This window comes from Shewanella psychromarinicola, assembly GCF_003855155.1.
Taxonomy (GTDB): domain Bacteria; phylum Pseudomonadota; class Gammaproteobacteria; order Enterobacterales; family Shewanellaceae; genus Shewanella; species Shewanella psychromarinicola.
In genome coordinates, this window is the sequence record NZ_CP034073.1 from 1950168 (window position 1) to 1962177 (window position 12010).

General features: G+C 43.4%; 8 protein-coding genes. 4 read left to right on the plus strand and 4 right to left on the minus strand.

What is annotated here, in order from left to right; genetic code table 11:
- Positions 1 to 12 precede the first annotated feature (12 nt).
- Entirely contained in the window at positions 13 to 717 is a 705-nt protein-coding gene (sfsA, locus tag EGC80_RS08485) for a DNA/RNA nuclease SfsA (RefSeq protein WP_124012437.1), read from the minus strand.
- 144 nt (positions 718 to 861) lie between these two features.
- On the opposite strand from sfsA, the gene pepB reads away from it, so the two are divergent.
- The gene (gene pepB / locus EGC80_RS08490; RefSeq protein WP_101034806.1) at positions 862 to 2136 is read left to right on the plus strand and encodes an aminopeptidase PepB; all 1275 of its coding nucleotides are present in this window, start codon (positions 862 to 864) and stop codon (positions 2134 to 2136) included.
- Positions 2137 to 2192: 56 nt separating this feature from the next.
- Here pepB and thpR read toward each other — a convergent pair whose 3' ends face one another.
- A complete protein-coding gene (gene thpR, locus EGC80_RS08495; RefSeq protein WP_101034197.1) occupies positions 2193 to 2741 on the minus strand; it encodes an RNA 2',3'-cyclic phosphodiesterase in 549 nt (182 codons plus the stop codon).
- Between the two features lie 186 nt (positions 2742 to 2927).
- Between thpR and EGC80_RS08500 the strand changes: the two genes are divergently transcribed.
- The 3 genes from EGC80_RS08500 to mrcB all read left to right on the plus strand — a co-directional run bounded on the left by EGC80_RS08500 (position 2928) and on the right by mrcB (position 10275).
- Complete coding sequence (locus EGC80_RS08500) at positions 2928 to 5192, plus strand: putative bifunctional diguanylate cyclase/phosphodiesterase (RefSeq protein WP_101034198.1); 2265 nt, start codon at positions 2928 to 2930, stop codon at positions 5190 to 5192.
- Positions 5193 to 5320: 128 nt separating this feature from the next.
- Complete coding sequence (hrpB, locus tag EGC80_RS08505; RefSeq protein WP_233768621.1) at positions 5321 to 7906, plus strand: ATP-dependent helicase HrpB; 2586 nt, start codon at positions 5321 to 5323, stop codon at positions 7904 to 7906.
- A 68-nt stretch (positions 7907 to 7974) separates the two neighbouring features.
- Entirely contained in the window at positions 7975 to 10275 is a 2301-nt protein-coding gene (mrcB, locus tag EGC80_RS08510) for a penicillin-binding protein 1B (RefSeq protein WP_124012436.1), read from the plus strand.
- A 255-nt stretch (positions 10276 to 10530) separates the two neighbouring features.
- On the opposite strand, the gene EGC80_RS08515 is transcribed toward mrcB, so the two are convergent.
- A complete protein-coding gene (locus EGC80_RS08515; protein WP_101034808.1) occupies positions 10531 to 11340 on the minus strand; it encodes a potassium channel family protein in 810 nt (269 codons plus the stop codon).
- 329 nt (positions 11341 to 11669) lie between these two features.
- Positions 11670 to 12005: a hypothetical protein gene (locus EGC80_RS08520; RefSeq protein WP_101034200.1), complete on the minus strand. Its 336-nt coding sequence runs from the start codon at positions 12003 to 12005 to the stop codon at positions 11670 to 11672.
- Between the last annotated feature and the right edge of the window lie 5 nt (positions 12006 to 12010).

Here is a 12010-nt window from a genome sequence, read left to right on the forward strand (position 1 = left end):
GAGTTTTTTTATCTACACCATCACTTTACAAGGGGTGGTGATAAGGCTTCCCTGAGATGAACATTGTGTCTTATATGCTAGCACTTCAACGCCATTTGATACTGCTTGTTGAAGTAAGTCTGCGTACTGAGGGTCAATATGTCGTGCGGGTCTAACACTTGTTATGCCACTGTGTTGTACCACAAACAATAATATCGCACGATGTCCTAATGCCACCATGTGGCTCAGCTCCCGCAGATGCTTTTGTCCTCGCGTGGTCACGGCATCAGGGAAATAACCCTCTTGGCCTTCTAGCAAAGTACAACTCTTCACTTCAATATAGCACTCAGGTCGGTTTTGGCTAGTGAGCAAAATATCAATACGGCTATTTTCATTACCATATTTTACTTCACGTTTTAATTTGTCATAACCTTGCAGTTCAGTGATAACTTGCTTATGGATTGCTTCTTCTGCTAACGCATTGGCACGATTGGTATTAATACCAATCAGCTGTTGCTGATCTGTCTGCATAATTTCCCAGGTGTGGGCATATTTACGTTTTGGATTGTCTGAGGTGGAAAACCACACCTTTTCACCTGGAAATAAACAATTTTTCATTGACCCCGTATTAGGGCAATAAATCGTGATCGCTTGGCCATTTGGTAGCATGATATCGGCGAGAAAACGTTTATAACGTTTAATTAATACACCTGATTCTAATTCGGGGGTAAATTTCATCGATTACTCATTTAATGAGTTGATTTACAACAATGCTAACAAACTTTAGCGTGGTTTATCGATTATGTTTTGTCTACACTACTGCCATTAACTCGTGGTTAAGCGCGAGTATTGGTGTTATTAGACTTACAACAAGGGATTATTATGGACATTATGACAGTTACTCTCACCACCCAAGCCCCTGCTGCTCATTGGGGTAAGGCTGATGTGACCTTCCAAGGCGCTCAAGCGGCGATCCATTTATCTGGCAACGATGAACTGCGCCAAGTGCAAATGGCAGCAAGGAAAGTGCGTAATCAAGGTATTAATTATGTGCAATTAGACGGTGACTTGTGGAATTTACATTCACAGTGGGCATTTGCGCAAGGTTTTGCGACGGCTAAAGCGGGATACGAAGTGAACTGGTGTGGCAGTGATGCAGATAAAGCAACGTTGAAACAACGTGCTGAAGCGGCCCTGTTTGCCCGTAAGTTGATTAATGATACACCTGAAGATTTATCGCCAGTCGGTTTAGCAACACAAGCAGCTGCTTGGTTAAAACATATTGGTGGCGATCATGTCAGCTTCAGTATTGTTGAAGGCCAAGAATTATTAGCGAAAAAATGGGTCGGTATTCATGCTGTGGGTCGTGGTAGTGAACGTCCTCCTGCATTATTAGAACTCGATTTTAATCCATTGGGAGCCGATGCCCCGGTATCGGTTGCCCTAGTAGGCAAAGGTATTACTTTTGACTCAGGTGGTTATAGCCTTAAGTCATCAGAAGGTATGTTAGCGATGAAATGTGACATGGGTGGCGCCGCCACCGTCACTGCGGCATTGGGATTAGCGATGAAGGCGGGTTTGAATAAACGCGTAAAGCTATTTCTATGCTGTGCGGAAAACTTAATCAGTGGTCGTGCCTTTAAATTAGGTGATATCTTAACTTATAAGAATGGCACCACGGTTGAAATCGTCAATACCGATGCAGAAGGGCGCTTAGTCTTGGCTGATGGTTTACAAGCAGCATCAGAAACGGGTGCAGGCTTAATTATCGATGCGGCAACCTTAACCGGTGCAGCAGTGATGGCCGTGGGTTCAAATTATAATGCGATTTTTTCACCACAAACGGCAACATTACAATTAGCACAGCAGCGCGCGGCAGCAGTATCAGAAAATGTATGGCCATTGCCGTTAGATGAATGGCATAAAGATATGTGTCCATCAGCCTATGCTGATACCGCCAATAGCAGACCAGTCAAAGGTGGTGGCGCGGGTGGGGCATCAAATGCGGCCGGTTTTTTATGGCGCTTTGTGTCACCACAAGCTAACTGGTTACACGTAGACTTAGCTGCCGCATTTGAATCATCTGCCTCTGCATTATGGGCAGCAGGCGCGACCACCCATGGTGTATTGACCATAGCTGAATTATTAAAAGACTAGTTATTTTGTTTTAAACGTAATAAAAACCGTCGTTCACGTATTGTGGCGACGGTTTTTTATTTTTTGTGCAGTAACGGCCAACTTTTGAGGACTGAATAGTTAATTTGCTCCGAGCAATTTATGGATTGGTACAAATGTAAATGTGTCGGCGTTAACTGTAAGTTTGTCATGCATCCCAATATGGGTAAATCCGTCATGCTAACATGACGAAATAAGCTAATGTGTGGCGTGTATTGGTGCTGGCTGATGAATAAGTTGTGGTGTTTGGCAATCGATGTAAGCGATTGTGCCATGGCTAATAGCGGTTCGCTTGCTTGTCCTTTTAAACAGATTAACTGTGCTGATTGCCATAAAGCTAGGGTATCAAGCTGTTGATTAAAAATAGATTTAGGCATCAACCCAATCGCATCGATGACACTGGCGTAACGGGTAGGATCTACCGGACCTAAAAATCCAAGAGTCATGTGTAAATTGGTGTTGTTTATGGTCTTCGCATCATTGTTCAAAAATAGCTTAACCCTATGCTGTAGCGTAGATATTTGTTCTATTTGTGATTTTTTTAAGCTAAAACCGACAAACAATCTTCGCGAAGAGGTGGTTTGCATTCGGTTATCCTTAATTAGTAATAAGTTGTAACCCTAACCCGAATCGATTATCAATACAGCATGATATAAACATATATCGTTATTTGTGAGTGACTAAACTACACTTAGGCTAATGTTAACGATAATATAGCGCATGTTTTTTTATTCCCAAGCAAATTGAATTGCTAACCTTGACTGAGTTGATGAATGGCCAATAGTACCCAGCAACTATTGAAAAGTGTTTTTACAAATGGACCTATTGAAGGCAATAATACTTCGGTGTTATCACTGCTTAATCAGGCACTACAATTAGTCTGTGAAAGGCTAGAATGCAGTGCAGCATTTGTGCTGACGAGTCAATACGATAAATTATTTGCGGTTGATACTGATATTATCGATACGTTAGAGCAACAATGTGTCAGTCATTTTGGTGCTTCACCTGCATCTGAGGCCCTGTTTAGCCAACATTTACAAGATAATCGATCACTGTGCAGCTCCTTATTTTATAATCATCAACCCATCGTCTATACCTGTTCCCCTGAACAATGTTTTACTGCAGCCGACGAAAACCCAATATTAATTCCGCTTCTAGACACACTGACGACCCTGGATATTGATTGTAAGCACCTTGCTCTAAGTCCCGTTTTACACGTTGGCAATGTCAAAGTTGTTTTAGGGACTTTGTGTGTATCAGATGCTAATCATGATGTTTGTCAGCATGAAAATCCTTGTGCCTTTGTACAAAAGTTACTCGATGATACCGCATATGAATTGGCCTCTTCACTTGAGTTACGTCGTTTAGCCGTAGTTCTTGATAATAAAGATAAACAGTATCAAGAACTGTTTCAATTATTGCCGATGGCCTGTGCGCTGATTGATCTACACAATAATGTGGTACTGCAAAATGATGTGAGTAAACATAATTTGCCCATTACCATAGGGCAGAGTTTATTTGATTTGTTACTTAAAGATGATCATCCTCTGCTCCTAGATACATTGCATATTGTCCGAGAAGGTATTTTACGCCAAGCCTGGTGTGAAGTGCCGCTGCGAAATGGCGTTCAAATCCACTGGTATAAGTTTAGCTTTTGCCATGCGCTTAATAAACAGCAACAGTTATTGTTAATGATTGAAGATGTTACCGAGCGCTATCGACTTGCCGATGAATTATCGTTCCATTCAAATCATGATGTGCTGACCGGACTCCCTAATCGGCTACAGTTTGAAAATATGCTCGAAGAGTTATTAAACGACGAAGATCATCCACCGGCATGTATTGCCTTTCTCGATCTCGATCAGTTTCAGGTGGTGAATGATCTTAGTGGCCATCAAGCGGGCGATTTGTTATTGCAACAAGTGGCTACGCGGTTAAAACAATTATTGCGTAAAGGAGATATCGTCGCACGTTTAGGCGGTGATGAGTTTGGCTTATTGATGCTCCACTCAGATATGTCATCAGCACAACAAGTTGCCAAGCGGATTTGTCAGCAATTGTTTGATCATGAATTTATTTGGAAAGGTGTTAAACACAATATCAGTGCCAGCATTGGTATGGCCAAAGTCAATTATGTTGATCCAGATATATATGGTGTGATGAGTAAGGCTGATGCCGCTTGTCGATTAGCTAAAGAAGAAGGCCGTAACCGTTGGCATTTTTATAATCCTGACGATCCGCAAATGCACATTATGTATAACCAAATGCTTGCATCTGTTGATATTACTGGCGCGCTAGCATTGGATCAGTTTGAGTTGTTTTATCAATTAATTGAACCGTTAGTTAAATCAGAGACGGGTATACACATGGAAATCTTGCTGCGGATGGTTCGCAGCGATGGCCAATATATATCACCAGGGGTGTTTTTGCCTGCTGCTGAGCGTTATAACCTAGCGCCTCGAGTCGACCGTTGGGTGATAGATAATTTATTGAACTGGGGCGGAAATAATTTAGCCACATGGGAGCAGCTTTCTATGGTGTCAGTGAATTTGTCGGCGATGTCGCTGGCGGATAAAAAATTCATGAATTGGCTCGAAATGCGCTTAATGGTTGAACCTGAGCTGGTCAGTAAATTATGTTTTGAAATTACTGAAACCGCAGCTGTAAGCCAGTTAGATCAAGCCACCGGATTAATTGATTTATTACGACCTTTTGGTTGCAAGATAGCCTTAGATGATTTTGGTTCAGGTTTTTCGAGCTTTGCTTATTTGAAATGTCTTGATGTGGATTATGTTAAAATTGATGGCCAATTCGTGGTGAATTTATGCGAAAACCGCAGTGACAAAGCGATCGTTTCAGCTATTTGTCAGCTTGGCAAAGATATGGATTTTGAAGTTATTGCCGAATTTGTTGAAAACACAGAAATAGGGCTATACCTCAAAAATATTGGCGTCGATTATGCTCAAGGTTACGCCATTAATAAACCGACTCGATTAGCCCAATTACAACACGGTTTACGGACTCCTTGGTTAATATAAGTGTTGTGGTTTGCCGTGAACCGCTGAGTGACGTTAATTAATTTGCGGGTGAAATCGTCAATTAATGACAGATTAGTTCAAATGTGGGTAAAATGCCTGCCAGAGAATCGCCGTAAAAGTTAACCCCCTTGACCTCAAAACAAGCATTACTGCACCCCAAACCATTGGCCTCCACGACACTGCCTATTCAAGCCGTCCTTGAGCCGTTGCGAGTGCAGTTTGCTACTCACTCACAAATTATTCTCGAGGCGCCTACGGGGGCAGGCAAGTCAACCGCATTACCATTAGCCATGTTAGCTTGGCCTGAAATTCGCGGCAAAATTCTCATGTTAGAACCACGCCGAGTTGCTGCCCGAAATGTCGCCAAATTTATTGCTCAACAATTGGGGCAAGCCGTTGGACAAGCGGTGGGGTATCGTGTCCGCGGTGAATCAAAAGTCAGTTCACATACTCGATTAGAAATAGTCACTGAAGGTATTCTGACCCGAATGATCCAACATGATCCTGAGCTTAGCGGGATTGATGTGATTATTTTCGACGAAATTCATGAACGACACCTTGCTACTGATTTAGGCTTAGCGTTAGCATTAGAAGTGCAGCAATCATTACGTGACGATTTACACATTATCGCCATGTCAGCCACCTTGTCTGGTTTACCTTTAGACACGTTAATGCCCAACGCCGCGCAGATCCACAGCGATGGTCGCAGTTTTGCGGTTGAGATAGCGTATCAACCTTGCCCGAGCCAACAATTGTGGCTTACGCATATGTCTCGGGTCATTATCAATACTATTGAGTCGACTCAGTTAGCGGCCTATCAACAAGGCAGTATATTAGCCTTTTTGCCCGGTAAAGGTGAAATCCGTAAACTTGCAGGGTTATTGCGCCAACGCTTAGATGGGTCATGGCTTATCTGTCCTATGTACGGCGATTTGTCTTCTGCCGAGCAAGATCAAGCCATTCGTGCAGCAGAACCCGGTAAACGTAAAATCGTCCTCGCCACCAATGTGGCTGAGTCGAGCTTAACTATCGAAGGGATCACCCTTGTTATTGACAGTGGCTATCGACGTGAAGCCAGTTTTAACCCTAAAACCGGCGTGACACGCTTAGGGCTCAGGCGCATTAGCCAAGCCTCTGCTATTCAGCGTAGTGGGCGTGCAGGGCGTTTAGCTGTGGGGTATTGTGTGCGTTTATGGAGCCAAGAAGAACAAGGGCGAATGCGCAAAGTCGATGAGCCCGAAATCTCTCAAGCCGAGTTGACTTCAATGGCGCTTGATTGCGCCAGTTGGGGGGTGACATCATTTGCTGAGTTATCATTATTAACGCCACCACCACCGATCCACGAGCAAGTTGCCTGGCAATTACTTCAGCAACTTGAATTGATTGACCCGCAACGAAAATTAACCTCTTTGGGCCGTGATGCCTATGCATTAGGTTGCCATCCGCGCTTAGCGCATATGCTCCTAAAAGCCAAACAACTAGCGCGGCATAATGATCAGCCTCAACTTTGTTTACTGGCATGCGTATTGGCTGGCATTATTGAAGCCCGTGGCTTGCCTAAAAAAGGCGCTGATATTCATCATTATTTGACAGAGACCCTGCAGGGGCAGATTAAACAGCAAGTCAGGCAATGGCAACAATCCTTATCGATATCAGGTCAGGTGAGTGACGTAATACGTAATGCATCCACACGTGATATTAGCTATTTGTTAGCACTTGCTTACCCGGATCGTATTGCTAAGGCTCGCGGTCATGAGGGCTTTTTATTAAGTAATGGTACCGGCGTGGTGATCAGTGCAGATGATAGTTTGGCTCATGAACCTTGGTTAGTGGTTGCTGACTTCCAAGAGACTCAAGGTCGTAATGCTGGGCAAGTTTATCTCGCCGCAAGGCTGGATGAGCGCTTGTTTACTGCAGAGCTTGCATCGTTAGTCACCACTCACATTCAAGGTGGATGGGATAATGCAAAAGGGCGGTTCTTTGCTGAAAAACACACCAAAATCGGTGAGGTTATTATTAAAACCGACACTGGTATTACACCTGCTCGGGCACAAATTACCGCCGCATTATTAGCACAAATCCGCATAAAAGGGTTAACAATCCTTAATCGTGACGAAGTATTAATCCAGTTACAATATCGGGTTGAATTAGCTCGACACTATGCTCCAGAGCATGAGTGGCCTTGTTTAAGCGATGAGTACTTGTTGGCTACACTCGAAGATTGGCTTGGGCCCTATTTAGACAACGTCAGTTCATTGACTGCGTTAGCTAAGGTTGGTGCTTATGGATTGGTGAAAAACTTACTCAACTGGCAACAGCAACAATTATTAGAACAATTGGTTCCGACGCATTGGCCTATGGCTACGGGGACTCGTGCGCCGATCCGTTACCAGATGCCCCTTGACGCTGACGGACATTTTTATCATAACCATGAGCAACAAGGCCGAGCATTATTAAGTGTACGGTTACAAGAAGCGTTGGGCTTAGCGCAAAGCCCATTAATATTACACGGCAAAATGACCGTGACTATGGAGCTGTTGTCGCCAGCACAACGACCATTAGCCGTGACGGCGGATTTAGCCAGTTTTTGGCAAGGCCCTTACGTAGACGTTAAAAAAGAAATGCGCGGCCGATACCCAAGGCATTTATGGCCAGATGATCCGGTCAATACTGTGGCGACAAAATTTACTAAAAAGAAAACTCCAGGCGTGTAAATAAGCCATGTCGCTTATTAACAACATGTAATTAATTCAGTGTTATATGGAAAACGAAACCATTATTTATGACTAAAAAAACCAAAAAGTCTTCGGCAACCAAAAAAAACAGTGGCCCATCTTGGAGGCAAAAACTCTGGTCTCTCACATGGAAATTATCAATCGTTGGTATTGCTGTTGTGAGCTTTTATGCTATTTATTTAGATCAAATTATTGGGCAAAAGTTTGAAGGCCAAAAGTGGCATTTGCCTGCCCAAGTTTTTAGTCGCTCAATGGCATTATATCCAGGTGCTGCGATCAACCATCCTCAGTTAATGGCCGAACTTAAGTTACTGGGTTATCGTAAAGTGTCAAACCCACGTCAAGTTGGTGAGTTTTCTGCCTCTAGCACTCGTATTGAATTATGGCGTCGACCGTTTTTACATCCCGAAGGTAATCAAGCTGAACAGCGAGTGATGATCAGTTTTGACTCTGACGGGGTTAGCTCGGTTAACCGCATGTCTGATAAACGTGAATTAGCTGTATTTCATTTAGAACCGGTATTACTCGATCGGATTATTGCTGGCAATGGTGAAGACCGCTTATTTGTGCCGGCGTCAGAGATGCCTGCAATGATCATCGATGCGCTTATTTTGGTTGAAGACCGCAGCTTTTACGATCATTACGGCGTGAACCCACTGGCCATTGCTCGTGCTGCTATGGTTAACATTTCTGCCGGTCGCACTGTGCAAGGTGGATCAACCTTAACCCAACAGTTAGCCAAAAATTTCTTTTTAAGCAGTGAACGCTCAATTGTTCGTAAAGTGCGTGAAGCCATAATGGCATTGATTATTGATTTTCGTTATAGCAAAGATGAAATCCTAGAAGCTTATCTGAATGAAGTTTACATGGGCCAAGATAAGGCGCGTGGCGTACACGGTATGGGGTTAGCGTCACAATTTTATTTTGGTCGCCCAATCGGTGAGCTGACGGTGTCGCAACAAGCCTTTTTGGTGGCAGTGATCAAAGGGCCTTCTTATTACAATCCTTGGCGTAATCCTGATCGTGCTCAAGAGCGTCGAGATCTTGTGCTACGTATATTAATGGAAAATGACCAATTGACTGTTGCACAATATAAAGCCGCAGCAGAGTCGCCTATAGGACTACGCAGTGAGAAAAAGTCAATACACCAAAAATTGCCAGCTTTCTTTGCGGTAGTAAAACAGGAACTTCGTGAGCGCTACGGCGATACGTTATTACAGCAGTCAGGGGTGAAGGTATACACCACGTTAGATCCTATGGCTCAAGAAGCCGCAGAAAAAGCGGTATTGTCGACGATGGCGTCATTGGATAAACGGGCTAAAAATATTCAAGTTGGCATGGTGGTAACGGACAAATATACCGGCGGCATTGCAGCCATGGTGGGTGACAGACAACCCAGTTATGATGGCTTTAATCGTGCGGTAGAAATTAGACGTCCAATCGGTTCGTTAATTAAACCATTCGTGTATGCAAGTGCATTACGCCAAGGTGATCGATTCACTTTAGCGACCCCAATTGATGACAAACCGATCACGCTAACAAATGAGCAAGGTAAAACCTGGTCGCCTAAAAACGTAGATAAAAAGTTCACTGGTCAAGTACCTTTATTAAGTGCGTTTAAAGATTCAATGAACGTTCCGACAGTCAATGTCGGTTTGGCTGTTGGAGTGGATAACGTTGCTAACACATTGCAAAAGTCGGGTTGGATTGATGATATTTCACCTTATCCATCCATGTTGTTAGGCGCCGTAAATGGTTCACCATTAATGGTGGCTCAAGTTTATCAAACCCTTGCTGATGAAGGTCGTTACCGTAAGTTATCATCGATTACCGCGGTGTTAGACAGTCAAAACCAAGCATTAGATGTCAGTCGTGTGCCATCGTCAATGGCGATTGATCCTGCGACCGATTACTTAGTCCAATATGTGATGAATCAAGTGGTGCTTAGTGGTACGGCTAAACGCTTAGGCCGTGCGTTTCCTGGCGTGCGTTTAGCAGGAAAAACGGGCACCAGTAATGATAGTCGTGACTCATGGTTTGCTGGGTTTGATGAGCGTAACGTAGCGGCAATTTGGGTCGGTCAAGACGATAACAGTAAAACCGGTTTGTACGGCAGCAGCGGCGCAATGGCAGTGTATCAAGCCTTTTTACGTGAACGTCCTCCACTCAGTTTACGTATGTTGCCGGTTAATGGGGTGATCCATGGTTATTTTGACCGCACAACAGGCGCGGCTAAGCAAGGAAATTGTAATAATATTATTGGTTTACCTGCATTAGACTCTAGCTATCATCCGCTAGCCAATTGTGGTGAGTCATTATCTTGGTGGCAGAAGCTGGTTGGAAAGTAAATCGTTAGCTTGACCGTTGTTTAGCTGCAAATATAAAGCCCAAAGTAAGTGATTACTTTGGGCTTTATATATTTAACCTCAGTTTAGAATCATAACGATTATCAAACCGCTCTTCTTTTCTGCTGTTATTATTACATCGACTTGCCATAGATGCGTCAATGCGCTTTGTTAGCAACATCAATGGCAAGTGTGATATTGCCGACTTGAAATAATCCCATTTTATCGTTTTATCTAATCTCTTATCCCGAGTTGGGATTATTTTCGCTGATTGAGTTGGTTACGTAATGTGGTGATCTCTTTGAGCATTTGCTGCTGATTTTGTTCCATGCGTTCAAGGGCTAATTCTAGCTTGGTATTGATTTCTGCTTTATGGGCTTCTTGAGCCTCTTGTGCTTCATTACGTTCTTGCTCATCTGGGGCGACGAAAACAGATGCCATATAACCGGAGATAACCCCAAAAAAGCTAACACCACTGATAATCACCAGTCCACCAATGATATGACCGACCGTAGTGACGGGATAAAAATCACCGTAACCAACCGTTGATATGGTCACTAATGCCCACCAAATTGCTTGTTCTGCGGTTTGGATGTTGGCGTTAGGTTCTGCACTTTCTACCAATAAAATAAGCACCGATGCGGCGGCCAAAATTAATATCATTGCCACCAGTAAACTGGCTAGCGTTGTTTGTTTTCGTTGGCGCAATAATGGGATTAATAAAGATCGGCTCATGCGGATCAGTCGGATCACGCGTAATATTTGGAATATGCGTGCAAATCGCAATGGTTCAATGGCAGGGATGCTGGCAATAAAGTCTATCCAGTGATGCTGGAGGTAGTAGGTTTTACTGCGTGCTTTAAATAAGCCAACAAAAAAATTACTCATAAAAACCATGCATATTGCACTGTCGATATACAGCAGCACTTTGTTGGTTTCGGCGTCTAATCGACCAAAGGTAATGGTGAGCACTATGACCACTGACACTAATGATAACACCATCATCGCAAGTTCGAACGGGCTAGGACCATCGACATTTTTTAGCGACCAAGCTTTAGATCCAAGCATGTAGTTAACCTCAACTCTGGATAATAAATGGTTATCAAATAGCCTTTGTTGCGCGACCGGAGTGGTATCAACTAACAATAAGCCCGCTATTGATACGTCAATACACCTTGTTGGCAAAACAGATGGCAAGCTTAATATTGCAGACTTAAAACCAAACCGTTTTTAACGATTTATCCCCTCACTTATCCAGCGTTAGGGGTCGTTAAGTCCGCTTACGTTCGTTAACCGATAGGCTTTGTTAATTGATTAGCTTTATCATAACAAAAAAACGCACAAGACAGGAGTCTAGTGCGTTGTTTTTATTTGGCATAATTAGCGTAAAACCGTGTTTATTTTGCTGATTTAGTATCAACAAAATGGACTAGGTCATCTAATACCCGTTTCTTGATTTCCAGCTGTGATTCACTCTCTAAACCGTATCTTTGCGCTAAAATCACGTAGTCTTCAGCATTTAATGATACGGTCAAACGGGGGCGTTTAGGACGTTTAGATACTGACAGTCCGAGTATAGTGCGGATTTGGTCTGAAGGACTTACGCCTTTGTCTAAGGCCGCTTTTCGGATAGAGTATTGAAACTTCTCGTCCAGATCAAAAGCCACTTGAGTCGCTTTTGCCGCTTGTTGGTTTTTAAGCCATTTCTCTGGTAACGGTTTGCCTGAGCTCATTCGAA